We start from the raw sequence: 26,986 nt of genomic DNA, 5'->3' as shown, positions 1-26,986 counted from the left end.
TATGGACCCAGAGCTAAACGCCCTACTGCGCGAATACTTGCCAATCTTGGTGTTCTTGGTGATCTCAATCATCATCGCCGGCGCGGCCTACGGGCTGTCCTTCCTGGTTGGTGTGAAGAACCCCGATCCTGAAAAGGTCTCGGCCTATGAATGTGGGTTCGATGCGTTTAACGACACCCGAACCCGGTTCGACGTTCGCTACTATCTGGTCGCGATCCTTTTCATCATCTTCGATCTTGAGGTGGCGTTCTTGTTCCCCTGGGCTATCTCCCTTGGGCAGATCGGTATGTTTGGATTCTGGTCGATGGTTGCCTTCCTCGGCATTCTGACCGTCGGCTTTATCTATGAATGGAAGAAGGGCGCGCTTGAGTGGGAGTAGGGGTGAACACCTATGTCCATATCCATGCGCCCGATTGTTGAGGCTACGCTATGAATAATCCGGCACCTTTGACGCCTGGAATTCCGCCTGGTCCGGCCCAGCCAATAAACCCTGACGCCCGCGGCTTGCCGCCAGGTGCCGCGCAGGATGCGTTGATCAGTGCGGCATCGGATGAGCTGCAGAATAAGGGCTTCGTCGTTGCCAATATGGAGAAGCTGGTCGATTGGGCACGGACAGGTTCCCTATGGCCCATGACCTTTGGCTTGGCCTGCTGTGCCGTGGAGATGATCCACGCCTATATGAGCCGGTACGATCTTGACCGGTTTGGTGTGATCCCGCGGCCAAGCCCGCGGCAATCCGATGTGATGATCGTTGCTGGCACCCTGACCAACAAAATGGCCCCGGCCTTGCGCAAGGTTTACGACCAGATGCCAGAGCCACGTTGGGTTATCTCCATGGGTTCTTGCGCCAATGGTGGTGGCTATTACCACTACTCCTACTCTGTGGTGCGTGGCTGTGATCGGATCGTGCCAGTCGATATCTACGTGCCGGGCTGTCCACCGACGGCTGAGGCATTGGTTTACGGCATTCTGCAGCTGCAGAAGAAAATCCGCCGTGACGAGACACCGCTATTCCGTTGAGATGATTGATGAGTGAAGAGACCACAACGGAAGAAGATGAGGTCGCAACCGCTGAGGTTGTTGAGCCATCACCGCTTGAAGAGCTTTCAAGCTACCTGACCGATGTGTTCGGGGAGCGGGTGCGCGAAATCCGCGTCGAAGCCGGTGAGTTGGTGATCTTGGTCGATCCAGCGCAGCTTTTCGGTGTGATCAGCTTCCTTCGTGATGATCAAAACTGCCTGTTTGATCAGCTGATCGATATCTGTGGCGTTGACTACCCTGCTGAAGATCCCCGGTTTGAGATTGTCTATAACCTGTTGGGCATGAAGCATAATCATCGGGTGCGCCTAAAGCTGCGTACCAATGATGATGAGCCGGTGCCAAGCATCGTCGGCATTCACCCCTCCGCCGGTTGGTTCGAGCGTGAGTGCTGGGACCTTTATGGCGTGTTCTTTGATGGCAATCCCGACCTGCGCCGTATCCTGACGGATTACGGTTTTGAGGGGCATCCACTTCGCAAAGACTTCCCGCTAACCGGCTTTGTTGAGCTTCGCTACGATGAAGAGCAGAAGCGGGTGGTGTATGAGCCGGTGAAGCTGACCCAAGATTTCCGCAGCTTTGACTTCCTCAGCCCATGGGAGGGTATGACCGATGTCATGCTGCCGGGTGATGAGAAGGCTGCGCATCCAAAGTTCAATCCAACGGAGAGTGGTTCCGGTTCTCGGCACCATGGCTCTGATGACGGCGCCCAGGGGGGTAAGTCATAATGAACATGCAATCTGGAGCCATCTCGCCGGCCGCATCTGGCATGGCAGATGAAACCCGCATTAAGCCCTATACGTTCAATTTCGGGCCCCAGCACCCGGCGGCACACGGCGTTCTGCGCCTGGTCCTGGAGATGGATGGTGAGATTGTCGAACGGGCCGACCCACATATCGGTCTACTGCACCGTGGTACGGAAAAGCTGATCGAGCATAAGACGTACATTCAGGCGGTGCCGTATTTCGACCGCCTCGATTACGTCTCGCCAATGTGCCAGGAGCATACCTTCGCCTTGGCGGTTGAGAAGCTGTTGGGCATTACCGCACCACGCCGTGCCCAGTACATTCGGGTGATGTTTGCGGAGATTACCCGCATCCTTAATCACCTATTGAATATCACCACGTTTGCCCTGGATATCGGCGCGCTAACCCCAGCACTTTGGGGCTTTGAAGAGCGCGAGAAGCTGATGAGCTTCTATGACCGGGTCTGCGGCGCGCGTCTGCACTCAAACTACTATCGTCCGGGTGGTGTGCACCAGGATCTGCCTGCCGGTCTGTTGGATGACATTGCGGAGTTCATGGAAGGCTATCCGGCCTTTATTGATGACCTCGATAACCTGCTAACCGAGAACCGTATCTTTAAGCAGCGTACGGTTGATATCGGCACCTGTACGCAGGAAGAGGCCATCGCTTGGGGCTTTACCGGCCCGATGATCCGTGGCGCCGGATTGCCTTGGGATCTACGAAAATCCCAGCCTTACGATGTATATGAAGAGCTGGATTTTGATATCCCGGTTGGTACNACCAATGACTGTTACGCCCGCTATTTGGTTCGGATGGCCGAGATGCGTGAATGTGTACGCATCGTAAAGCAGTGCATTGAGAAGATGCCTGATGGCCCGGTCAAAGTTGATGATCGGAAGGTTGCCCCACCACCACGTGGTGAGATGAAGCGGTCAATGGAAGCGCTGATCCACCATTTCAAACTTTACACTGAGGGCTACCACGTCCCAGCCGGAGAGACCTACACCGCCACTGAGGCGCCAAAAGGTGAGTTCGGTGTGTTCTTGGTTTCAGACGGCACCAACAAACCGTATCGCTGCAAAATCCGTGCGCCGGGTTTTGCCCATCTGCAGGCAATGGACCTGCTTTCCAAGGGGCATATGCTGGCCGATGTACCGGCCATTATTGGCTCGCTTGATGTTGTGTTCGGAGAGATCGATCGATGATTATGGCGACCCCACCAAAAGATGTGGAACAGCCGGCCGAGTTCGACTTCACGCCGGAAAATCACGAGCAGATCAAAAAGATCATTGCGCGTTATCCTGAGGGTAAGCAGCAGAGTGCCGTGATGCCCTTGCTGGACCTGGCGCAACGCCAGCATGGTGGCTGGATCCCAACTGCGGCCATGGTCTGCATTGCTAAGATCTTGGATATGCCGGAGATCCGGGTGTTTGAGGTCGCGACCTTCTACACGATGTTCAAGATCAAGCCAGTTGGTGAGAACCTAATCCAAGTCTGCACGACCACGCCCTGCATGTTGCGTGATGGCGATGAGATCCTCGCAACCTGTAAGCGCAAGCTGGGTGTCGGCCTTGATGAAGTGACGCCAGATGGCAAGTTCTCAATCGAAGAGGTTGAGTGCCTCGGCGCATGCGTGAACGCACCAATGGTGCAGATCAACGATGATTACTACGAAGACCTAACGCCTGAGACTATAGAGCGGATCATTGATCAGCTTGCGGCGGGTGAGAAGGTTGATATCGGCTCACAGCAGGGGCGGCAGGGCTCTATGGCTGAAACGGGGCCGACCTCCCTTAAAGAACTTCAACCGGCAGAGTGACGCTAGGAAGACGTGAATCATGCTGCAGGATAAAGATCGTATCTTCACCAATCTCTATGGCTGGCTAGGCGCGGGCTTAGACGACGCCAAGAAGCGTGGTGATTGGGATGACACCAAGGCGATCATCGCTAAAGGCCGTGATTGGATCATCGAAGAGATGAAGACCTCCGGCCTGCGCGGTCGTGGCGGTGCTGGTTTCCCAACGGGGATGAAGTGGTCCTTCATGCCCAAGGAAGTCACTGACCGCCCACATTATCTGGTAATCAATGCCGATGAGTCTGAGCCGGGCACCTGTAAAGACCGGGATATCATGCGCCATGAGCCACATAAGCTTATCGAAGGGGCTCTGATTGCAGGCTTCGCGCTGCAGGCGCATGCGGCTTACATCTATATCCGTGGCGAGTTCTACAATGAGGGCTCTTCCATCGTACGCGCGATTGAAGAGGCGTACGAGGCAGGTCTTCTCGGTAAGAATGCGGCGGGCTCTGGTTGGGACTTCGACCTTTATCTCCACCGCGGGGCGGGTGCCTATATCTGCGGCGAAGAAACAGCGCTTCTTGAAAGCCTTGAAGGTAAGAAGGGCCAGCCCCGGAATAAACCGCCATTTCCCGCGGGTGCTGGCCTTTATGCCTGCCCAACCACAGTAAACAATGTTGAGACCATCGCTGTCGTGCCGACGATTATGCGCCGTGGCGGTGAATGGTTTGGCGGGCTAGGCCGTGAGCGGAATACCGGTACCAAGCTGTTCTGTATTTCTGGCCATGTTGAACAGCCCTGTAATGTCGAGGAAGAGCTCGGCATTCCAATGAAAGAGCTGATTGAGAAGCATGCCGGCGGTGTTCGCGGCGGTTGGGATAACCTGCTTGCGGTTATTCCGGGTGGTTCCTCAACGCCGTGCTTACCGGGTGATATCTGCGACCACGTGCTGATGGATTTCGACAGCCTGCGTGAGCAGAAATCGGGCCTCGGCACCGCGGGTCTGATCGTCATGGATAAGTCGACGGATATCGTGAAGGCGATTGCACGACTCTCCCGCTTTTATATGCATGAGAGTTGTGGCCAGTGTACGCCTTGCCGGGAGGGTACCGGCTGGATGTACCGGGTAATGCAGCGCATGGCGAAGGGTGATGCCTCTGTTGAAGAGATCGACATGCTGCTCGATGTAACGACCGAGGTTGAGGGTCACACGATCTGCGCCCATGGCGATGCGGCGGCTTGGCCGATCCAGGGCTTGATCCGGCATTTCCGGCCGCAAATGGAAGAACGCATTCTCGACTACCGCGCCCGTTCAGTGGCTGCGGAATAGGATACGGATTAGGGGCAGGGCGATATGCCGAAACTTAAGGTCAACGATATCGAGGTTGAGGTCGAGAAGGGCGCCTCCATCCTTCAAGCCTGTGAGCAGGTTGGGGTTGAGGTGCCGCGCTTCTGCTATCACGACCGGCTTTCCGTGCCTGCCAATTGCCGGATGTGCCTGGTTGAGGTAAAGGGCGCGCCTAAGCCTGTGGCCAGCTGTGCCATGGCCGCTGGCGATGACATGGAGGTCTTCACCAGTTCTGAGAAGGTGAAGAAGGCCCGTAACGGCGTCATGGAGATGCTGTTGATTAACCACCCGCTTGATTGCCCGATTTGCGATCAGGGTGGTGAGTGTGACCTTCAGGATCAGGCCATGGGCTATGGCTTTGATCGCAGCCGCTTTGCTGAGAACAAGCGTGCCGTTTCAGACAAGTATCTTGGGCCCTTGGTCAAAACCATCATGACCCGGTGCATTCATTGTACGCGCTGCGTACGGTTTGCCGATGAGATTGCTGGTGTGCCGGAGATGGGTATGACTGGCCGTGGTGAGCACTCTGAAATCGGTCCGTATCTTGAGACGGCGATCTCCTCAGAGCTATCAGGCAATCTGGTTGATGTGTGCCCAGTTGGTGCTTTGACATCAAAGCCTTACGAATTCAACGCACGCCCTTGGGAACTGAAAAAGACCCATACAATCGATGTGATGGATGCGGTTGGCTCCAACATCCGTATGGATGCCCGTGGTTCAGAGGTGCTGCGCGTACAGCCGCGTCTGCATGAAGACGTGAATGAGGAGTGGATCTCCGACAAAACGCGCCATGCATGCCATGGGTTGAAAAAGCGCCGGTTGGATCGGCCCTATGTGCGGACCGATGGCAAGCTTCAGCCGGTTAGTTGGGAGGAGGCTTTTGAAGCTGTTGCAGCCGGCTTGAAAGGCATGTCCGGCGACCAGATTGCAGCCGTCGCCGGTGATCAGGCAGACGCTGAATCAATCTTCATGCTGAAAGAGCTGATGGCCGCATTGGGCAGTGAGCATCTTGAGTGCCGCCAGGATGGTGCGCGTTTCGATGCCCATGAGCCATCCGGTTACGTCTTCAACTCGACCATTGCGGGCATCGAGGATGCCGATTTGGTGCTGATGATCGGCGCCAACCCACGGCATGAGGCCACCATGGTCAATGCCCGCATTCGTAAGCGTTATCTGCAAGGTGGTCTGACCATTGGTGTGGTCGGTGAAAACACGGATCTGACCTACCCCTATGAGTATCTGGGGGCCGGGCCACAGACCGTTGCAGCACTCCTTGATGGCAGCGGTGAGTTTGCCGCCAAGCTAAAGGCCGCCGAGCGTCCCTTGGTTATCCTGGGCATGGGCGCGCTTCAGCGGGCAGATGGCATGGCGATGCAGGCTCAGCTAGCCAAACTTGCTGATACATACAATCTGGTCCGTGATGGCTGGAACGGCGTTAACCTGCTGCACACGGCAGCGGCCCGTGTTGGTGCGCTTCAGCTTGGTTTTGCCCCGAAAGATAAGGCCCGCGCCTTGAGTGAGCTGATGGGGGATGTATCGACCGGTAAGATCAAGGCGGTCTATCTCCTTGATGCCGATGAGTTGCCGCTTGAGCCGCTTGATAACGCCTTCGTTGTTTATCAGGGCCACCACGGCGACAAGGCGGCCGCCAAGGCTGACGTCATTCTGCCAGGCGCCGCATATTCAGAGAAACACGGCATCTATATGAATATGGAAGGCCGGGTGCAGAGCACGCGCCGCGCTGTTTTCCCGCCGGGTGAGGCAAGGGAAGACTGGTCGATCCTGCGGGCCTTATCGGCTGTTCTTGGCCAAACCCTGCCATATGACAGCCAGGGTGCGGTTCGTCAGGCGATGTTTGAGGCCTATCCAGCCTTCGCAAGCTTGGATCAACCGCTTGAGGTTGAGGCAAAGGCGTTCGGTGCTGATGGCAAGGTTGATGAGGCGCCGTTTGTCGGGGCTGTTCAGAACTACTATCAGACCTGTGCGATCTCACGCGCCTCTGAGGTGATGCAGGCCTGTGTCGACGAGATCGTAAACGGCCAATCGCCTGAAGATATGCGCGCCCAGGCCCAAAGGACCGGCACCGATGGATGATCTGCTAACAACCTATGTGATCCCGGGTGCCTGGATGCTGGGGCATATCGCGCTGATTGTCGGCGTGATCTTGCTTTCGGTTGCCTATCTTACCTATGCGGAGCGCAAAGTTCTCGGTGCGGCGCAGCTGCGTCAGGGCCCAAATACGGTTGGCCCCTTTGGTCTGTTGCAGCCGATCGCGGACGGTCTAAAACTGCTCTCAAAAGAGATCGTGATCCCAAGTGGCGCCAACCGCCTAATCTTTGTTTTGGCGCCAATGTTGACCTTTTTCCTCGCACTCGTCGCCTGGGCTGTGATCCCGGTGGATGAGGGGTGGGTGCTGGCCAACATCAATGTTGGCGTCCTGTACCTGTTCGCCATCTCATCGCTTGGTGTTTATGGGGTGATCATGGCTGGCTGGGCCTCGAACTCAGTCTATGCTTTCCTGGGGGCGATGCGTTCAGCGGCACAGATGGTGTCGTACGAGGTCTCTATTGGTTTGGTGATCGTCACGGTCCTGCTGTGTACCGGGTCGTTGAACCTGCAAGAGATTGTGTTGGCTGATCGGCCAGTGTGGATGTGGGGCCTGCTGTTCCCGATGCTGATCGTTTTCTTCATCTCTTGCCTGGCTGAAACCAACCGTGCGCCGTTCGACTTGCCTGAGGGTGAGTCTGAGATTGTCGCCGGTTTCCATGTCGAGTACTCGGCCATGGGTTTCGCCCTGTTCTTCCTCGGTGAATACGCCAACATGATCCTGATGAGCGGCATGACCGTTGTGCTGTTCTTAGGCGGTTGGTTGCCGCCATTTGGTTTTGATTTTGCGCCGTTTAACCTGGTGCCAGGCATTGTCTGGTTCGCGTTGAAGACCGCGCTTTGCTTGTTTGTCTTCCTCTGGGTGCGGGCAACGCTGCCACGCTATCGCTATGACCAGCTGATGCGCCTGGGTTGGAAGGTTTTTCTGCCGTTTTCACTGCTTTGGGTGTTGGTTGTCGCGGGCATTCTCGTCGCCACTGACAGCCTGCCAGCCTAATCGGCTGATCCCGCGTTAAGGAGCGCTTGTCCTCACATGGCTATGGTTGATCGCACAGCCCGAAGCTTCCTGTTGGCGGAGATCGTCAACGGTTTGGCGCTGACGCTTAAATACATGTTCAAGCCCAAGGTGACGCTGAACTACCCGTTCGAGAAGGGGCCGATCAGCCCACGCTTCCGTGGTGAGCATGCCTTGCGCCGTTATCCCAATGGGGAAGAGCGCTGCATCGCCTGTAAACTATGTGAGGCGGTCTGCCCGGCATTGGCGATTACGATTGAGGCTGAGCCACGAGATGATGGCTCGCGGCGCACGACTCGTTACGACATTGATATGACCAAATGCATCTATTGCGGCCTCTGTCAGGAGGCATGCCCGGTGGATGCGATTGTCGAGGGGCCGAACTTCGAATTCGCCACCGAGACCCGAGAAGAGCTCTACTACAATAAGGATAAGCTGCTAGCGAATGGTGATCGATGGGAAGCCCAGATCGCCGCCAATCTTGCGGCTGACGCCCCCTACCGTTAAACACCTGTTGTCTTCAGCCACGGCATAATCCGCCGTGATCAGACATTTTCAATCGGCGAGTACTCGTCGGCCGTAACCCCGCCTGGATCAGCGCGCCCAATGACCTTAAGCGCCCTCGCATTTTATCTGTTTGCCGGGATCACCTGCCTTTCCGGGCTGGCTGTGATCACGTCACGGAATCCCGTGCACTCAGTCTTTTTCCTGATCCTGGCATTCTTCAATGCGGCCGGGCTGTTTGTGCTGATGGGCGCTGAGTTTGTCGCCCTGATCCTGGTGATTGTTTATGTCGGCGCGGTTGCGGTGTTGTTCCTGTTTGTCGTCATGATGCTCGACATCAATTTCGAGGAACTGCGAACCGGTATGCGGCGCTATCTGATGATTGGTGGCGGTGTTGGGGTGATCTTCCTCGCGGAATTGATCTTTGTCTTTGGCGCAGATTTGTCCGGGGCCACGGTCAATCAGGCGACGCCTGATGGCGCGCGCTCAAACACCCATGCCTTGGGTGAGGTGCTGTACACCGATTATTTGATGATCTTCCAGGTGTCTGGCCTGATCCTGCTGGTCGCCATGATTGGCGCTATTGTCCTAACGCTTCGAAGCCGCCCAGGTGTGCGTAAGCAGAAGGTCGATGAGCAGGTGGCGCGGCGGCCTGATGATGTGGTGATGGTGCGTAAAGTGCCGTCCCGAACCGGTATTTGACGGGGAGGGTGAGGCATGGAAATCGGCTTGATGCACTATCTTACGGTTGGCGCGATCCTGTTCACCCTTGGGGTGGTCGGGATTTTTGCCAATCGCCGCAATGTTATTGTGATCCTGATGTCGATTGAGCTGATCTTGCTATCGGTCAACATCAACTTCGTCGCGTTCTCCGCCTATCTCGGTGATTTGAGTGGCCAGGCCTTTGCCATGTTCATTCTCACCGTCGCGGCGGCTGAGGCTGCTATCGGCCTTGCTATCCTTGTCGTCTACTTCCGTAACCGTGGGTCGATCGCGGTGGAAGACATCAACATGATGAAGGGGTAGGGGCCATGGAAGTTCTCGCCGTATTCCTCCCCGGTTTGGCTGCGCTGATTGTTGGCCTGTTTGGCCGTGCCCTGGGCGACCGTGGATCGCAGGCGATTACCTGTGGTGCCATGACAGTCGCGGCAGCACTGTCGATTGCGCTGCTGTTCAAATACTCACATGGCCATGATGCTGAGGTTATTCGCCTGCTTACCTGGATTAAATCCGGTGAGCTTGAGCTGTTTTGGGCGCTTCGCTTCGATACGCTGACCGCTGTCATGGTGTTTGTGGTGAACTTGGTGTCCTGCCTCGTGCACTACTACTCCGTCGGCTATATGAGCCATGACCCGTCTAAGCCACGGTTTATGGCGTATTTGAGCCTGTTCACCTTCGCCATGTTGATGCTGGTGACCGCCGATAACCTGATCCAGCTGTTCTTCGGTTGGGAGGGCGTGGGCCTGGCCTCATACCTGTTGATTGGCTTCTGGCATCACAAGGACAGCGCCAATCAGGCGTCGATCAAAGCCTTCGTCGTGAACCGTGTTGGCGATTTTGGCTTCATGCTCGGTATTCTGGCGATCTTTGTGATCTTCGGGACCGTTCAGTTCTCCGAACTGCTGGATCCGGTTGTGATTGCAGATAAGGCCGACGCGACCTTCACCTTCTTTGGCTATACCGGCCACGCGCTGACGATTGCCTGTTTGCTGCTGTTTGTTGGTGCCATGGGTAAGTCGGCGCAGTTGGGCCTCCATACCTGGCTGCCCGATGCGATGGAGGGGCCGACACCGGTTTCGGCCCTAATCCACGCGGCCACCATGGTCACCGCCGGCGTATTCCTGGTTACCCGCCTGTCACCAATTTTTGAGTTTGCACCCGATGCCCTCGCTGTCGTCACGGTTCTCGGCGCGGTGACGGCCTTTGTCGCGGCGACGATTGGCCTTACCCAGTTCGATATCAAGCGGGTGATCGCGTATTCGACGATGAGCCAGCTGGGCTACATGTTCTTCGCCCTTGGCGTATCGGCCTATCCGGCAGCGATCTTCCACCTAATGACACACGCCTTCTTTAAGGCGCTGCTGTTCCTTGGTGCTGGCTCTGTTATCCACGCCATGTCGGACGAGCAGGACATGCGAAATATGGGCGGCATCTGGAAGAAGATCCCGTTCACCTACGCCATGATGTGGATCGGATCCCTGGCGCTTGCCGGTATCCCACTCTTCGCTGGCTACTATTCCAAGGACATCGTGCTAGAGGCCGCCTGGGCGCAACACACGGGCATTGGTGAGTTTGCCTATTGGATGGGTATCGCCGCGGCCGTGATGACCGCCTTCTATTCCTGGCGCCTGATCATCATGACCTTCCACGGCTCCCCGCGCGCATCTGAGGATGTGATGAGCCATGTGCATGAGTCACCCTTGGTGATGACCGTGCCTTTGGCGATCCTCGCCGTCGGTGCTGTCTTTGCCGGTATCGTTGGCTATGAATGGTTTGTCGGCCATCACCGGTTTGAGTTCTGGGGGGCTGCCATCTTTATCGCCGAGGGCCGCGACACGGTTGAAGCGGCACACCATGTCCCAACCTGGGTGAAGAAGACGCCGCTTGTTGCCGCGATCATCGGCATTCTGGGTGCCTATCTCGCTTATATGTTTGTGCCGGGTCTGCCGCAGAAGGTGACCAGCGCGATTAAGCCGATCTATGTCTTCGTCTTCCGGAAGTGGATGTTTGACGAGCTCTATAACCGCGTCTTCGTTCGTGGCTCTATGGATGTGGGTCGCGGCCTTTGGAAGGGTGGTGATGGCGCGGTTATCGATGCCATGGGCCCTGACGGTATGGCGTCCTTGTCCAAACGTCTCGCGACCCGGTTCAGCCTGATGCAGACCGGGTTTGTCTATCACTACGCTTTTGCCATGCTGATCGGGGTTATCACCCTGGTGGCCTGGTATCTGAGCCAGCAATCAGGATAACCGATATGAGCTGGCCAATTCTTTCCATCGTCACCTTCCTGCCTTTGGTGGGTGTCGCCTTCATCATGATGATCAATGATGAGGATCAGCAGGCGGTTGCCCGCAATGCCCGTTGGGTTGCGCTGTTTACCTCCTTGGCGACCTTCATCATGTCGCTCTTCATCCTGGGCGCCTTCGATCCAGCTGAGGCTGGCTTCCAAATGGTGGAAGAGGTGGCCTGGCTGCCCGGCATGGGTGATAGCGGCATTAGCTACAAAATGGGTGTGGACGGCATCTCGGTTTGGTTCGTCCTGCTCTCAACCCTGCTAGTGCCGATTTGTATACTGGCAAGCTGGGAGGCGATCACCAATCGGGTGAAGGAATACATGATGGCCTTCTTGGTCCTTGAGACCTTGATGGTTGGCATGTTCTGCGCCCTCGACCTGATCCTGTTCTACATCCTGTTTGAGGGTGTGCTGATCCCGATGTTCCTAATCATCGGCATCTGGGGCGGCGCCCGCCGGGTTTATGCGGCGTTTAAATTCTTCCTCTACACCCTGCTTGGCTCGGTTTTGATGCTGATCGCCATGCTGGCGATGTATTTCCAGGCCGGTACCACTGATATCGTGGCGCTGCTGGATCACGGCTTCCCGTCAGAGATGCAGTATTGGCTGTGGCTCGCTTTCTTTGCCTCCTTCGCGGTCAAGGTGCCGATGTGGCCGGTCCACACCTGGCTACCAGACGCTCACGTTGAGGCGCCAACGGCTGGCTCTGTGATCCTGGCTGGTGTGTTGCTGAAGATGGGTGGCTATGGCTTCATCCGCTTCTCAATCCCCATGTTCCCAGAGGCGAGCGACTATTTCGCGCCGCTAGTCTTCACGCTTTCAGTCATCGCAGTGATCTACACCTCACTCGTCGCGCTAGCGCAGAGCGATATGAAGAAGCTGATCGCCTACTCATCGATTGCCCATATGGGTTTCGTGACCATGGGCCTGTTCTCAGTGAACCAGCAGGGGATCGAAGGTGCGGTCTTCCAGATGCTGTCCCACGGTATTGTCTCTGGTGCGCTCTTTCTTTGTGTTGGCGTGGTCTATGACCGCCTGCACACGCGGGAGATTGAGCGTTATGGCGGCCTGGTGAATAACATGCCGCGCTACGCCGTGATCTTCATGACCTTTACCATGGCGTCTATCGGGGTGCCTGGTACCAGCGGCTTCGTTGGCGAATTCCTGAGTCTCCTCGGTGCGTTCCAGGTGAATACAACCGTTGCGACCCTGGCCGCGACTGGCCTCATCCTCGGTGCTGCGTACATGCTGTATCTCTATCGTCGTGTGGTGTTCGGCACCGCGCCTAATGATGAGGTTTCCAGCCTGCCAGACGTCAGCCGCCGTGAGATCGCAATCTTCCTGCCGCTGATCGTGTTGGTCTTCTGGATGGGCATTTACCCATCAACCTTCCTTGATCTGATGTCGGCATCGGTTGAGAGCTTAATTACCGATTACCAGGTGGCGCTTGATGCCAGCCAGGTAACCCAATTTGCCGAGCTAGGGCAGGAGTAACGATTAGCCATGCCTGTACTCGGTCTTCTCACCACCGCCTTACCAGAGCTGATCCTGGCGATTGCCGGGATGGCATTCCTGATGATTGGCGTCTTCTATAAGGGCAACGCCACCACACTGCTCAGCGGTTTGGCGATTGGCACCTTTGTCGTGCTGGCCTTACTGATTGTCTTCGGTAGTGAGGGGACAGCGATTGCACTTGGTGGTCAGTTCATCACGGATGGTTTTGCCGTTTTTATGAAGGTGCTGGTGCTGGCGGGATCCGGCCTCGCGCTGTTGCTGTCGCTGACCTATCTGCAGCGGGAGCAGATGGACCGGTTTGAGTATCCGATCCTGGTGACCTTCGCGACGCTCGGCATGCTGATCATGGTCTCAGCCAATGATCTGATGTCGCTTTATGTCGGTTTAGAGCTGCAGAGCTTATCGCTCTATGTGCTCGCCGCGTTCCGCCGGGATGCGTTGAAGGCATCTGAGGCTGGGTTGAAATACTTCGTTCTGGGCGCCTTATCCTCCGGCATCCTGTTGTATGGCGCCTCACTGGTTTACGGCTTTAGCGGTACCACCAACTTTACTGAGTTGGCCGCATTCTTCGCATCAGAAGAGGCGCCAATCGGTGCCGTTGTCGGCCTGGTTTTTGTGTTGGCAGGCTTGGCGTTCAAGATCTCTGCTGTGCCGTTCCATATGTGGACGCCAGATGTTTATGAGGGGGCACCGACCCCGGTCACTGCCTTCTTTGCCCTGGCGCCTAAGATCGCCGCGTTCGGCCTGTTGACCCGCGTGTTGATCGGTCCGTTTGGCGACCTCACCAATGAATGGCAGCAGGTGGTGATTGTTCTGGCCGTTGCTTCCTTGACCCTTGGGGCCTTTGCCGCGATCGCCCAGACGAATATCAAGCGCCTGATGGCCTATTCCTCTATCGCGAATATGGGCTACGCGTTGGTCGGCTTGGCCGCCGGTTCCGCGGCCGGGGCGAGTGCTGTTGCCGCCTATCTGGCGATCTACCTGTTTATGACGGCCGGGGCATTTGCCGTGATCATCAATCTGCGGGTCAATGACCGCGCAGTTGAGAACTTGAGCGATTTGGCCGGTCTTGCCCAGGCGAAGCCGTTTATGGCTGCCTGCATGGCGATCTTTATGTTTTCCATGGCTGGCATCCCACCGCTGGCTGGCTTCTTCGGGAAGTTGGTCGTGTTCCAGGCGGCCGTTCAAGCTGAGCTTTATGTGCTAGCGATCATTGGGGTTTTAGCCAGTGTGGTTGGCGCCTTCTATTACCTGCGCATCATCAAGATCATGTATTTCGATGAGGCGACCGAGAACTTCGACCGGCCATTGGGTGGTGAGTTGAGCTTCGTCGTTGGCACGATGGCTGTAGTCACCCTGTTCCTGTTCATCCTGCCAGGTGTTGTCTTCGACAATGCCGGCGCTGCCGCAGCGACGCTGTTCGGTGGCTGATAGCAGTGGTCTGTCCAACGCGATGACCGAGCAAGGCACCACCACCAAGCATGGCGCATGGCGTTTGCAGGTGCTGGACTCCGTCGACAGTACGAACAACTGGTTATCCCGCCAGTATGATGCCGGGCTGGTTGGGCCCGGCCATGCCGTTCGGGCGATTAGTCAGAGTGCAGGCAAGGGCCGCCACGGCAACCAATGGCAGTCCAGTGCCGACGGCCTCTACCTTTCAATGCTTGTGAGGGATGAGGAAGAGTTCGGTACCCGCTGGGCCCTGGTTACGGGGTTAGCTGTGCGTGAAGCGATTGTTCGCCTGGCGCCAACCTTGGCCGATCAACTCCATCTCAAATGGCCAAATGACGTCATGTTGGGTGAGGCTAAACTCAGCGGTATTTTAATTGAGCGCGCCGGTGAGGGATCTCCCTGGGACCTGGTGATTGGTGTCGGTGTGAACCTGAACCAGCCAGATGGCTTCAGCGGTGCGGGTTCCGTCTCTGACAAGGTATCTGGCCTGACTGCTGATCGGTTGGCGATTGAAGTCCTAGCGCAGATCGAGAACCTGCGTGGTGTCTTACACCGAGGTGGGGCTATGGGCCTGCGCCAGGCCTGGCTGCAGCATGCCTGGCATCGCGGTGGGCAGGTGAGTTGCCATGTGGATGGCCAGCGTCTGGAAGGGCGGTTTGAAGACCTTGATCTGGACGGGGCCATGATCTTGGCCCTTCCAACCGGTGAAGAGCGACGCATTACGGGCGGTGAGGTCCACTTCCCAACCAATGCGCCCAGTCTGGAGACGGCGTGATGCTGCTCGCGATTGATGCCGGTAACACCAATGTCGGGTTTGCCCTATTTGATGGCGACGACAAGATTGGCGAGTGGCGCTGCGCCACTGATCCACGCCGTACGGCTGATGAATATGCGGTCTGGTTCTTTGAGCTTTTGCGGCTAGCTGAAATCGACCGCACGGCGATTGATAGCGCGGTCCTGGCCAGCGTGGTCCCAGACGCAACCTTCAACATCTCACGGTTCTGCAGCCAGCATTGCGGCACCGATCCGATCCTGGTCGGTGACCCATCGGTTGACCTTGATCTCGTTGTCGCGACAGAGCGGCCGGAAGAGGTTGGGGCGGATCGCCTGGTGAACACTATCGCCGCGCGTGAAAGCTATGACCTTCCTGCCGTGGTTTTGGACTTTGGTACTGCGACCACATTTGATGTCATTAACGCCAATGGCGCCTATATGGGCGGCATCATCGCGCCGGGGCCGAACCTATCGGTTGAGGCGCTGCACCAGGCCGCGGCCAAACTACCCCAGATTGATATCAAGCCGCCACCGGCTGTCATTGGCAAGAACACCATCAACGCCATGCAGTCGGGTGTGTTCTGGGGTTATGTCGGCCTCATTGAAGGGCTATTACGCCGCACTGCTGATGAGCTGAAGACGGATAATCTTACTGTTATTGCGACCGGTGGTTTAGGCAGCTTGTTTGCTGAACATATTCCGGCGATCCAACATCATGATCCTGATCTCACGCTACGTGGGTTGAAGATCATCCATGACCGAAACCGGGCGGCCTAAGCCCGACAGGAACGCATCATGCGAAATTCACAACAGGCGGTGTTTGAGCCCGCCGATGGCGAGCTCTATTTCGCAGCGCTCGGCGGTACCGAAGAGTTCGGTATCAACCTTAACCTCTACGCCTATGGTGATGATTGGTTGATGGTTGATCTCGGCATGGGCTTTGCCGATGAAAACCTGCCAGGCATCGATCTTCTGATGCCTGATCCTAGCTATATTGATGCACGGCGCGAGAAGCTGCGCGGCCTCGTCATCACCCATGGGCATGAGGATCATATTGGCGCCATCCCATACCTTTGGACGCGCCTGCAGTGCCCGATTTATGCGACCCCATTCACTGCAACGTTAATCCGTCGCAAACTGGCCGAGGCTGGCTTGCTGAACGATGTGGAGTTGCACGATATCGGCCCGGCCAAGGGTTTTGATGTTGGGCCATTTGCCTGTGAATTCGTGCCCGTCGCCCACTCAATTCCTGAGGCTTGCGCACTCGCCATTGGTACGCCGGTTGGCAAGGTACTGCACACCGGTGATTGGAAGATCGATCCGGATCCGGTCGCAAGTTACAAGACGGATGAGAAACGCCTGCGTGAACTGGGTGAGGAGGGGATCCTCGCCATGGTGTGTGACAGCACGAATGCAGGCAGTGACGGCTTCGTCGGGTCAGAGGGGGAGTTGGGCCCTAGCTTCACCAAACTATTCGCCGGGATTAAGGGCCGCATCGCCGTCACCTGCTTCTCCTCAAACGCCTCACGGATGATTGCAGTCGCTAAAGCGGCGCGGGCCAATGATCGTGAGGTGGCGCTTGTCGGTCGCTCACTTTGGCGGATTTATGAGGCGGCCCGCGACCTCGGCTACATGGATGAAATTGATCCCTTCATCGGTCCTGAAGAGGCGGCCTATCTACCGCCGGACAAGGTGGCGTTTCTGTGCACCGGGTCTCAGGGTGAGCCGCGCGCTGCTTTGAACCGGATGGCCAATGATGATCACCCGCATATTGTTCTGGAACGGGGTGATACCGTCATCTTTTCTTCCCGCGCTATCCCGGGGAATGAGAAGTCGATTGGCAAAATTAAGAACAAGCTGATCCAGATGGGGGTGCACATCATCACCCCCAACGATGCCATGGTGCATGTGTCGGGCCATGGTTCGCGTGGTGACTTAACCCAGATGTATCAATGGGTGCGCCCACAGATATCTGTGCCCGTGCATGGTGAGCATCGAAATCTGATCGCCCATGCCAGTCTTGCCAGTGAATGTCAGGTCGCCGATGTGGTGGTGCCAGAGAATGGTCAAGTGATCCGTTTAGGTCCGAAGGAGATCGGTCTCGCCGGGCATGTGCCCCATGGTGTGCTGGCGGTGGATGGTAACCGCGTCATTGAGATTGCCGACGGTCCAATCCGTGAACGTCAAAAGTTGATGCATAACGGCGTGGTGAACGTTGTGGTTGTGATTGATGATCGCGGCCATCTGGTTGCCGATCCCCAACTGAACCTAATCGGCCTGGTTGAGCCGATTGAAGAGGACGAGGTTGAGGATGAGTTGATGGCCGGTATCGAGATCGCGATCGCTGATCTCTCACGGGCACGACGTCAGAATGATGATGAGGTGGCTGAGGCTTGCCGCCTATCAATCCGTCGTGGTGTGAAGCGGTTGTTGGATAAGAAGCCGGTGATCACCACCAACGTGATCCGGGTTGAATAGGATAGGGACAGGATGGATTGGTTTTCTGGCCTGGTTGTTTTTCTGCTGATCTGGTGGACAGCTTTGTTCACCGTCCTGCCACTTTGGGTTCGGCGGAATGATGAGTCGGTGGAAGGGGTAGACCCCGGTGCACCGGAGCATCCCTATCTCTTGCGTAAGGCTATTGTGACGACGGCGCTGTCTGGTGTGCTGTGGTTGATCGTCTTTATCCTGGTGGAGGTTGAGATCATCTCATTCCACGAGATTGCCGATCGCATGTTCGCCGCCGATCAGGTGCGATAATCTAAGTTGCTGTTATCATTAGGCAATAAAAAAGGGCTCCGCATCGTTAGATGCTGGAGCCCATTTTTAAAACGAGCCTATTATTGATTGTTATTGGCACGTAAGTGCTGGCTCGCAACCTCCCTGAACCCAGGCCTGTTATTCTTATTGCTGCACACCAGTTACCTAGAGTGCTGGCATATCTGAATCAGGTGCCGGGAACCTAAAGTCGGCAAATTTATCTGTCACCAGCCTAACCCCGGCATTACGCATCATTTTGCAAAAAACATGTCGGCACGCATATGAAACGCTGTGTAAGTAAGTTGTTAAACCCAATAACAGGGCAGTTTGGCGTAAATTATGCAGTGGTTAGAGGCAGCAAAGAACGGCATTGTCGGACAAACTCATGCGCGAAGTTAGCTTTTCTAATGCAACAATAGGTTTTGCCACGCTCTGCTTGGTGGCGATTGGTCTTGGGGGGCTGGATGTGCAGCAAGCCGAGGCGCGTGACATCTTGAAGCCGGATCGAAAGCCGGTCTTTTGCCGCGAGCTGGAGCGCCACCAGCCAGGCGCCGATGTGGCCTTTCAACCTGGTGTTGATGCAACGGGCCGGGCTGTTGCACCAGCTGACCTGCCGAGTAACACACAGTTCCGACTGCCTGATGAATTCAGCTTCCCACTGACCGTCGATGTGATTGAATGGGCTGGTTTGGATGAGAGCTTCTCTGGCCTTGAGGGGGAGCTTGATCTGGGGGATGTGACGGTGTCCGGAAATGACGTGACGCTTAACGGTAAGACCGTTCCCAACCTAAGCCGCGCCGATATTGTCGCGCTCTGTGTTACCAAGCCTGGCATTCGCTAAATCAGCGCTTTCGGTTGGGCGGGCAATTGCCTAAAGTCCGGGCGCTTTACCTATTCCCGCGCAACCCATTCGAGGCCGTTCAGCCATGCGCCGTTCCGAGCTATTCCTGCCGACCCTGAAGGAAAACCCTTCAGAGGCTCAAATCGTTTCACACCGACTGATGCTGCGTGCCGGCATGATGCGCCAGACTTCGGCGGGCATTTATGCCTGGCTGCCGCTTGGCCACCGCGTGTTGAAGAAGATCGAGCAGATTGTCCGTGAAGAGCAGGATGCATCGGGCGCGCAAGAGGTGCTGATGCCGACCATTCAGCCTGCCGATCTGTGGCGGACCAGTGGTCGCTATGATGACTACGGTAAGGAGATGCTGCGGATTAAGGACCGGCATGACCGCGACATGCTCTACGGCCCAACGAATGAGGAGATGATCACCGACATCTTCCAGTTTGGGGTGAAGAGCTACAAAGACCTGCCGAAGAACATGTACCACATCCAATGGAAGTTCCGGGATGAGGTGCGGCCACGTTTTGGCGTCATGCGTGGGCGTGAGTTCCTGATGAAGGATGCCTATTCTTTCGATGTGGATAAGGAGCGGGCGATCCGCGCCTATCACAAGATGTTCCTATCCTACCTCCGCACCTTTGAGCGGATGGGGCTTAAAGCCATTCCAATGCGGGCGGATACTGGACCCATTGGCGGTGATCTGAGCCATGAATTCATCATCCTCGCTGAGACGGGTGAGAGCGAGGTGTTCTGCGATAAGCAGCTGCTTGAAGCGGATATCCTGCATGACAGCGTCTCCTACGATGATGACCTGACCCCCTTCTTTGAGAAGATGACCTCCCTCTACGCGGCAACTGATGAGATCCACGATCCGGCCAACTGTCCGATTACGGAGGATCAGATGGCAACCGCGCGCGGTATTGAGGTCGGCCACATCTTCTATTTCGGCACCAAATACTCCGAGCCCATGGGCGCCTATGTGGTCCTTGAGGATGGCAGCAAGGTGCCGGTCCATATGGGATCATACGGCATTGGCGTGTCACGTCTGGTCGGCGGTATTATTGAGGCCAGCCATGACGACAATGGCATCATCTGGCCGGAAGCCGTCGCACCCTTTGATGTCGGTCTGATCAGCCTGAAGGTTGGTGATGAAGAGACCGATGCGGCTTGCGCTGAACTCTACAAGGGCCTCAAAGCCGCCGGTTATGACGTTCTCTACGATGACCGCGGCGAGCGGCCAGGTGCCAAGTTTGCCGATATGGACCTAATCGGCCTGCCTTGGCAGGTGATCGTCGGTCCACGCGGTCTGGCCAATAACCAGATTGAGATCAAGCAACGGGCAACCGGCGAGCGTTTTGAAGTGCCGCGTGAAGGCGTTGCTGATTTCCTGTCATCAAAGCGCCAAGCTCTCGCGGCATAAGTCGTTTGAGTTAGCCGACAACCGTCAGGAATAGCCCCCGGTTATGTTCAATCGTTTTGAGCGTTTGATGGCGTTTCGCTACCTCCGCGCCCGTCGGCGGGAGGGGTTCATTTCGGTCATCGCTGTCTTCTCACTCTTGGGCATTGCCCTCGGTGTTGCCACGCTGATCGTGGTGATGAGCGTGATGAACGGCTTCCGCGATGAATTGCTGAGCCGGGTTTTGGGCCTTAACGGCCATGCCAATATTCGTGATGTGGCCGGGCAGATGGCCAATTACGACGACCTAATCGGCCTTGTGGGACCGGTTGAAGGTGTTGTGCGCGCCTTTCCGGTTATCGAGGGACAGGGACTGATCACCCAACGCGGCAACGCCACTGGTGTTGTTGTGCGGGGCATGCGGCCAGAAGACCTGATGAACAAGCCTGTGGTTGGTGAAGCGCTCTCCCGTGGCGACTATGCCGGTCTGGCCGATGGCGGCATTGCCATTGGCAGCCGGCTGGCACAACGCTTTGGCCTTGATGTTGGCTCAACCCTGTCGCTAATTAGTCCCAAGGGCAATCCCACACCCTTTGGCACCATGCCCAGAGCCCAGGGCTTTGAGGTGGTCGCCATCTTCGATGTGGGGATGTTCGAATATGATAGCGGCTTTGCCTTCATCTCTCTCGATGCGGCGCAAACCTTCTTAAGGCTCGGCGACACTGTCTCCGCGGTTGAGCTGTTTGTTGAGAACCCCGACCGTGTGAATGCCACGCTTCAAGATGTGTATGAGCAGGTTGGACCCGGCGTGCGTCTAGTCCCCTGGCAACAGATAAATGGCAGTTTTTTCAATGCGCTACAGGTTGAGCGCAATGTGATGTTCTTGATCCTGACCTTGATCATCATTGTGGCCGCGTTCAACATCATCTCTGGCCTAATTATGTTGGTGAAGGATAAGGGCAGGGATATCGCCATCCTCCGCACCATGGGAGCAAGTCGGGGGGCGGTCATGCGCATCTTCCTGCTAACTGGCTCTAGCCTTGGCATCATCGGCACCATTGTTGGTCTGATCCTGGCGATGCTGATCACCGAGAACCTGGCCGCGATCCAGGTCTGGCTCGAGAGCGTTAGTGGCAGCACGGTCTGGGACCCAACCATTCGTTTCCTAACCCGTATCCCCTCCAAAACCGATTGGGGTGAGGTGGTGGCCGTTGTCGCCATGTCATTGGTTCTGAGCTTCCTCGCCACTCTTTACCCATCCTGGCGGGCGGCTCGCCTCGATCCGGTTGAGGCGCTGCGTTATGAGTGAGGCAGCGCTACAGCTGAGCGGGATCACACGCGACTTTAAGGATGCTGGCGGGGTTCTGTCCGTCCTGCGCGGTGTTGATCTAAGCCTGAATGCGGGTGAGGCAGTTGCCCTGGTCGGTCCGTCAGGTGCCGGTAAGTCCACCTTGCTGCATGTCGCTGGCCTGTTAGAGAAGCCGACCGGCGGAACGATCCAGGTTGACGGTGAAGATGCCAGCAAGTTTGACGAGGCAAAGCGGACCGCGCGGCGCCTTCAGGCTATCGGCTTTGTCTATCAGTTCCATCACCTGCTGCCAGAGTTTACCGCGCTCGAAAACGTGGCGATGCCACAGATGATCGCTGGGGCCAGCAAGAGGGATGCGAAGGCCAGGGCCGAAACGCTCTTAACCCAGGTGGGTTTGGCCGAGCGGTTGGAGCATCAACCATCGCAACTATCCGGTGGTGAGCAGCAGCGTGTTGCCATCGCTCGCGCCCTAGCTAACTCGCCCAGTGTGCTGCTGGCCGATGAGCCAACCGGCAATCTGGATCAGGATACCGGCCAGCAGGTTTTTGAGATGCTGATCCGCCTGGTTCGGGAAGAGGGGCTAGCGGCCCTTATCGCCACCCATGATCGAGGCTTGGCGGCAAAGCTAGATCGTGTGGTCACACTTGAAGCTGGACAGCTTAAAGAACTATCCACAGCCGCTAGCTGAATAACCACGGTAAACAAGGGTTTTTTGCTCGATTTCTTGGCTGTTTTGTATGCGCGAGACCCGGTATCTAAAGGGCTCATTTTAGCTTGATGATCCAACCAGCGGGTCACCCAAAGATACGCATATGACCGAGCCAAGCGCCGAGGGCAAAACCCCAGGCTTCATTCATCTTCGGACCCATTCCGCATTCTCCCTGTCGGAAGGCGCAATCCACATTAAGGATTTGCCCAAGCTGGGTGTTGAGAATGAAATGCCAGCGCTGGCGCTGACCGACACCAACAACTTGTTTGGTGCGATGCAATTCTCAAAAGGGGCATCGGCTGCTGGTGTGCAGCCCATCATCGGGTGTCAGCTGGATATCTCTGTCGCGCCCGAAGCGGTTAAGGCGAGCCCTGGTCAGGTGGCCGCTGGTCCGACCCTGGCGCCCATTGTCCTGCTGGTGCAGAACGAGGACGGATATCGCAACCTGTCTTGGTTGCTAAGCCAGGCCTATGACGCCCGGATGGCTGGGCATGACCCGCACATCACGTTGGATCAGCTGACGGATCGCGCGGAAGGCCTTCTATGCTTAAGCGGCGGTGATAAGGGGCCGATTGGTCACCACCTGCTTGGTAAGCAAGGGAAGGCGGCTGAAGCGTTCACCGAACGCTTGGCTAAACTGTTCCCAGGCCGGGTCTATATCGAGGTTATGCGCCACGGCACACCGGAGCAGGCGGCGACGGAAGATGGATTTCTGGCCCTGGCCGACAAGTTTGATCTGCCCCTAGTGGCGACCAATGACTGCCAGTTCTCAACGCCGGAGATGTATGAGGCGCACGATGCTCTGATCTGTATCGCCAATGGTCGTTATGTTGATGAGAATGAGCGACCACGTTTAACCCGTGAGCATTACTTCAAATCTGCCGATCAGATGCGAGAGCTTTTCCGCGATCTGCCTGAGGCGATTGATAACACGGTCTTTATCGCCCAACGCTGCGCCTACTGGCTCGATTTTGTCCCACCGATCCTACCGCCGTTTGAGGGTGATCAGGGCCGGAATGAAGAGGATGAGCTGCGCGCCCAATCCGCTGATGGCTTGGAGGCGCGGCTCGTCAATCAGGTCTTCGCCGAGGGATTAAGCGAGACCGAGAAGGAAGAGGTCGCCAAACCCTACCGTGAGCGGCTGCAGTTTGAGCTCGACGTCATCGCGGGCATGGGTTTCCCCGGTTACTTCCTGATCGTTGCCGACTTCATCAAATGGGCAAAGGACAAGGCTATCCCGGTTGGACCGGGCAGGGGCTCGGGTGCTGGCTCCGTCGTCGCTTGGGCGCTCACCATTACCGATCTCGATCCCTTGGAACACGGGCTGCTGTTCGAGCGGTTCTTGAACCCCGAGCGGGTATCGATGCCGGATTTCGATATCGATTTCTGTCAGCATCGCCGGGATGAGGTGATCAACTATGTGCGTGAAAAATACGGTGAGAACCGGGTCGCGCAGATCATCACCTTCGGTAAGTTCCAGGCACGGATGGTGGTTCGAGATGTAGGCCGGGTGCTGCAGATGCCCTATGGCCAGGTAGACCGCATCTCTAAGCTAATCCCGAACAACCCGGCAAACCCAGTCACGCTACAAGAGGCGATTGATGGTGAGCCCGCATTGCGAGAGATGCGCAACGACGACCCAACGGTTGCACGGCTTCTGGATATCGCGCTGAAACTTGAGGGGCTGTATCGCCACGCCTCAACCCACGCGGCGGGTGTGGTGATTGGTGACCGCCCATTGGAAGAGCTGGTGCCACTCTATCGTGATCCGCGCTCTGATATGTGGGTCACCCAGTTCAACATGAAGGATGTGGAGACCGCCGGGCTGGTGAAGTTCGACTTTCTGGGTCTCACCACGCTTACCATCCTGCAAACCGCTAAGGACCTGATGAGCCAGCGGGCGATCGAGATCGATCTCGATGGCCTTAGCCTGGATGACAAAGCGACCTATGAGCTGATGTCCCGGGGCGATACCGCCGGCGTGTTCCAGCTTGAGAGCTCGGGCATGCGCGATGCCTTGAGGAAACTAAAGCCATCTCGGTTCGAAGACATCGTCGCTATGGTCTCGCTCTATCGGCCAGGCCCGATGGACAACATTCCCAAATACATCAGCGTGAAGAAGGGGGAGGAGCCGCCCGATTACCTCCACCCGAAACTGCAGCCGATCCTCGAAGAGACCTTCGGCATCATGATCTACCAGGAGCAGGTGATGCAGATCGCCCAGGTGCTCTCTGGTTACTCCCTCGGCGGCGCTGACCTACTACGTCGCGCGATGGGTAAGAAGATCCAGGCCGAGATGGATAAGCAGCGGGAGATCTTCGTCGATGGTGCAGTAGAGCGTGAGGTTGATAAGGCCCAGGCCTCCGGCATCTTTGATCAGGTTGCGAAGTTTGCGGGCTATGGCTTTAACAAAAGCCACGCGGCGGCCTATGCGCTGCTGGCCTATCAAACCGGCTATCTGAAGGCGAATTACCCGGTTGAGTTCATGGCGGCGATCATGACGCTGGCCTTTGAGAACACCGATAAGCTGGGCGCGGTTCGGCAAGAGCTCCAGCGCCTCGACATCACGCTACTGCCGCCGGACATCAATAAGTCAGAGGCCCTGTTTGCTGTTGAAGAGATTGAGGACGGCACCTACGGCATTCGTTACGCCCTGGCCGCGTTAAAGGGCGTCGGCCTGGTCGCTATGCAATCCATCGTCGAAGAGCGGGAGGCGAATGGGCCGTACAAAGACCTGTCTGACTTCGCTAACCGCATCGACCCAGGTGCTGTGAACCGGAAGCAGGTTGAGCAGCTGGCCAAGGCCGGTGCCTTTGATGCCCTGGAGCCGAACCGGAAGCGGATCACTGTTGGGGCTGAGAAGATCCTCCGCCATGCCGCCACTCGGCATGAGGAGAAGGCCAGCGATCAAGTGGCGCTCTTCGGTGGCGGTGATGACAGTCAGCTAAACACTCTCCATCTACCCGATAGCGATACCTGGCAAAGCACAGAGGCTTTGGCCGGTGAGTTCGAGGCCATTGGCTTCTACCTCTCTGCGCACCCATTGGATAACTACGCTGACGGCCTAAAGCGGCTAAAGGCTATCGATAGCCGTGCGGTTGTCTCGAAGCTGTCAACCCAGCCATCGACCTTGGTCACCTTGGGCGGTGTTGTACTTGGCCGGCAGGAACGGCGGGGTAAGCGGGGCGATAAGTTCGCCTTCGTTCAACTGTCAGATTCCACGGGTACCTATGAGGTGCAGGTGTTCTCAGACCTGCTTGCTACCTCTCGGCCTATCCTAGAAGTGGGCACGCTGCTGCTGTTAAAGGCGACGGCGTCCACCGATGGCGATCAGGTTCGATATCGTGGCCAAAGCTTTGAATTGCTAGATGATGCCATCGCCCGGGCGGCCAATGGGGTCGATATCTTCTTGAAGCAGGAAGAGGCGATCCAGAACATCAAGAGCCTCTTGAACCGGCAGGGCCCAGGCAAGACCGAGATCAGTCTCGTCGTGCGGGTGGATGATGGGGCCGACTGGAACTTGAAGCTCGACCGGAAGTACAAGGTCGATGCAGCAGGTCGCCAGGCGTTGAAATCATTCCCGGGGGTTGAGGATGTGGTTGGTCGTTAGCGCCAACAAACCTCTCTAAAACCCTTGCATTTCTGCGGCGTGGGCTGTATTCCCCGCCACATCAATCCACACGTCGGTCTTAAGGCTTGGGTGAAATGACCCGGGCCCCTCGACGGTGTCGTGTTCAGATTTTGACGTAAGTCATTGATTTGGAACGATGCTTGACCGGCGGAGGCAGAACCGTACGAGGAGTATAGAAATGGTCATGCCATCGTTTACGATGCGCCAGCTGCTGGAAGCTGGTGTTCACTTCGGTCACCACACCCGTCGCTGGAACCCAAAGATGAAGCCGTTCATCTTCGGTGTCCGCAATGGTGTCCACATTGTCGATCTCGAACAAACCGTCCCAATGCTGCACCGCTCGCTGGAAGCTGTCCGCGACGTGGTTAAAGGCGGCGGCCGTGTCCTGTTTGTTGGTACCAAGCGTCAGGCTCAATCAAAGATTGCCGAAGCTGCTAAGCGTTCCGGCCAGTACTTTGTGAACCACCGTTGGCTCGGCGGTATGCTGACCAACTGGAAGACGATCTCGGTCTCCATTAAGCGCCTGCGCGAGCTGGAAGAGATTGTTGCGCAAGGCCAGCAAGGTCGCACCAAGAAAGAGATGCTGCAGCTCACCCGTGAGCTTGATCGTCTTGATCGCGCCCTTGGCGGTATTAAGGAAATGGGCGGTCGCCCAGACCTGATCTTCGTGATCGACACCAACAAAGAGTCGATTGCCATTCAGGAAGCCAACAAGCTCGGCATTCCGGTTATCGCTGTGATCGATACCAATTCAGATCCAGAAGGCATCGCCTTCCCAATCCCAGGCAATGACGATGCACTGCGTGCCATCGACATGTATTGCGACCTGATCGCTGATGCTGTCCTCGACGGTATTCAAGCTGAGATGGAAGCCGCTGGTGTTGATCTTGGCGCCCTCGAAAAGCAAGCTCCAGAGCCAGCGCTTGAAGAGAAAGCTGAAGAGGCACCTGCCGAAGCCGCTGCTGAGGAAGCCCCAGCAGAAGAAGCTATAGCTGACGCATAACAGCTTTTCATCCGGGCGTGGTTGATCCCGC

At 56.6% G+C, this 26,986-nt stretch carries 24 protein-coding genes; all 24 read left to right on the top strand.

What is annotated here, in order from left to right:
- Window position 1 precedes the first annotated feature (1 nt).
- Window positions 2–379 (top strand): NADH-quinone oxidoreductase subunit A, encoded by a 378-nt coding sequence (locus KI792_06300; GenBank protein ID MBV6632631.1) that lies wholly within the window; start codon window positions 2–4, stop codon window positions 377–379.
- A gap of 50 nt (window positions 380–429) precedes the next feature.
- Window positions 430–1,020, top strand: a complete 591-nt coding sequence (locus tag KI792_06295; protein ID MBV6632630.1) for an NADH-quinone oxidoreductase subunit B — start codon at window positions 430–432, stop codon at window positions 1,018–1,020.
- Between the two features lie 8 nt (window positions 1,021–1,028).
- A complete protein-coding gene (locus KI792_06290; GenBank protein ID MBV6632629.1) occupies window positions 1,029–1,766 on the top strand; it encodes an NADH-quinone oxidoreductase subunit C in 738 nt (245 codons plus the stop codon).
- Window positions 1,767–1,807: 41 nt separating this feature from the next.
- Complete coding sequence (locus KI792_06285) at window positions 1,808–2,989, top strand: NADH-quinone oxidoreductase subunit D (protein ID MBV6632628.1); 1,182 nt, start codon at window positions 1,808–1,810, stop codon at window positions 2,987–2,989.
- 2 nt (window positions 2,990–2,991) lie between these two features.
- Entirely contained in the window at window positions 2,992–3,603 is a 612-nt protein-coding gene (gene nuoE, locus KI792_06280) for an NADH-quinone oxidoreductase subunit NuoE (GenBank protein ID MBV6632627.1), read from the top strand.
- Between the two features lie 19 nt (window positions 3,604–3,622).
- On the top strand, window positions 3,623–4,909 hold the full coding sequence (nuoF, locus tag KI792_06275) for an NADH-quinone oxidoreductase subunit NuoF (protein MBV6632626.1): 1,287 nt from the start codon (window positions 3,623–3,625) through the stop codon (window positions 4,907–4,909).
- A 24-nt stretch (window positions 4,910–4,933) separates the two neighbouring features.
- Window positions 4,934–7,021 carry an NADH-quinone oxidoreductase subunit NuoG gene (gene nuoG, locus KI792_06270; protein MBV6632625.1) on the top strand — a complete coding sequence of 696 codons (2,088 nt, stop codon included), beginning with the start codon at window positions 4,934–4,936 and terminating at the stop codon, window positions 7,019–7,021.
- Window positions 7,014–8,030, top strand: a complete 1,017-nt coding sequence (nuoH, locus tag KI792_06265) for an NADH-quinone oxidoreductase subunit NuoH (protein ID MBV6632624.1) — start codon at window positions 7,014–7,016, stop codon at window positions 8,028–8,030. Before nuoG ends, nuoH begins: the two co-directional genes overlap by 8 nt.
- Window positions 8,031–8,066: 36 nt before the next feature.
- Entirely contained in the window at window positions 8,067–8,555 is a 489-nt protein-coding gene (nuoI, locus tag KI792_06260) for an NADH-quinone oxidoreductase subunit NuoI (protein ID MBV6632623.1), read from the top strand.
- Window positions 8,556–8,654: 99 nt separating this feature from the next.
- Entirely contained in the window at window positions 8,655–9,254 is a 600-nt protein-coding gene (locus KI792_06255; GenBank protein MBV6632622.1) for an NADH-quinone oxidoreductase subunit J, read from the top strand.
- A gap of 15 nt (window positions 9,255–9,269) precedes the next feature.
- Window positions 9,270–9,578 carry an NADH-quinone oxidoreductase subunit NuoK gene (gene nuoK, locus KI792_06250; GenBank protein ID MBV6632621.1) on the top strand — a complete coding sequence of 103 codons (309 nt, stop codon included), beginning with the start codon at window positions 9,270–9,272 and terminating at the stop codon, window positions 9,576–9,578.
- A gap of 5 nt (window positions 9,579–9,583) precedes the next feature.
- Window positions 9,584–11,521, top strand: a complete 1,938-nt coding sequence (nuoL, locus tag KI792_06245) for an NADH-quinone oxidoreductase subunit L (protein ID MBV6632620.1) — start codon at window positions 9,584–9,586, stop codon at window positions 11,519–11,521.
- 5 nt (window positions 11,522–11,526) lie between these two features.
- Window positions 11,527–13,059 carry an NADH-quinone oxidoreductase subunit M gene (locus KI792_06240; GenBank protein ID MBV6632619.1) on the top strand — a complete coding sequence of 511 codons (1,533 nt, stop codon included), beginning with the start codon at window positions 11,527–11,529 and terminating at the stop codon, window positions 13,057–13,059.
- A gap of 9 nt (window positions 13,060–13,068) precedes the next feature.
- A complete protein-coding gene (gene nuoN, locus KI792_06235; GenBank protein MBV6632618.1) occupies window positions 13,069–14,511 on the top strand; it encodes an NADH-quinone oxidoreductase subunit NuoN in 1,443 nt (480 codons plus the stop codon).
- Entirely contained in the window at window positions 14,504–15,307 is an 804-nt protein-coding gene (locus tag KI792_06230) for a biotin--[acetyl-CoA-carboxylase] ligase (protein ID MBV6632617.1), read from the top strand. Before nuoN ends, KI792_06230 begins: the two co-directional genes overlap by 8 nt.
- Window positions 15,307–16,083, top strand: coding sequence for a type III pantothenate kinase (locus KI792_06225; protein ID MBV6632616.1), 777 nt, complete (start codon window positions 15,307–15,309; stop codon window positions 16,081–16,083). Before KI792_06230 ends, KI792_06225 begins: the two co-directional genes overlap by 1 nt.
- 18 nt (window positions 16,084–16,101) lie before the next feature.
- Window positions 16,102–17,784, top strand: a complete 1,683-nt coding sequence (locus KI792_06220) for a ribonuclease J (protein MBV6632615.1) — start codon at window positions 16,102–16,104, stop codon at window positions 17,782–17,784.
- Window positions 17,785–17,796: 12 nt separating this feature from the next.
- The gene (locus KI792_06215; GenBank protein ID MBV6632614.1) at window positions 17,797–18,066 is read left to right on the top strand and encodes a DUF1467 family protein; all 270 of its coding nucleotides are present in this window, start codon (window positions 17,797–17,799) and stop codon (window positions 18,064–18,066) included.
- A 385-nt stretch (window positions 18,067–18,451) separates the two neighbouring features.
- Entirely contained in the window at window positions 18,452–18,907 is a 456-nt protein-coding gene (locus KI792_06210; GenBank protein ID MBV6632613.1) for a hypothetical protein, read from the top strand.
- 85 nt (window positions 18,908–18,992) lie between these two features.
- The gene (locus tag KI792_06205; GenBank protein MBV6632612.1) at window positions 18,993–20,327 is read left to right on the top strand and encodes a proline--tRNA ligase; all 1,335 of its coding nucleotides are present in this window, start codon (window positions 18,993–18,995) and stop codon (window positions 20,325–20,327) included.
- Between the two features lie 43 nt (window positions 20,328–20,370).
- A complete protein-coding gene (locus KI792_06200; protein ID MBV6632611.1) occupies window positions 20,371–21,612 on the top strand; it encodes a lipoprotein-releasing ABC transporter permease subunit in 1,242 nt (413 codons plus the stop codon).
- Complete coding sequence (locus KI792_06195; GenBank protein ID MBV6632610.1) at window positions 21,605–22,300, top strand: ABC transporter ATP-binding protein; 696 nt, start codon at window positions 21,605–21,607, stop codon at window positions 22,298–22,300. Before KI792_06200 ends, KI792_06195 begins: the two co-directional genes overlap by 8 nt.
- A gap of 124 nt (window positions 22,301–22,424) precedes the next feature.
- Window positions 22,425–25,931, top strand: a complete 3,507-nt coding sequence (dnaE, locus tag KI792_06190) for a DNA polymerase III subunit alpha (protein ID MBV6632609.1) — start codon at window positions 22,425–22,427, stop codon at window positions 25,929–25,931.
- Between the two features lie 199 nt (window positions 25,932–26,130).
- On the top strand, window positions 26,131–26,955 hold the full coding sequence (rpsB, locus tag KI792_06185) for a 30S ribosomal protein S2 (GenBank protein ID MBV6632608.1): 825 nt from the start codon (window positions 26,131–26,133) through the stop codon (window positions 26,953–26,955).
- Window positions 26,956–26,986: the final 31 nt, after the last annotated feature.

It is taken from the genome of Alphaproteobacteria bacterium SS10 (assembly GCA_019192455.1).
Lineage (GTDB): Bacteria > Pseudomonadota > Alphaproteobacteria > TMED2 > TMED2 > TMED2.
Note: the sequence above shows the minus strand (reverse complement) of the source record. Positions and strands in the feature narration are given on the sequence as shown.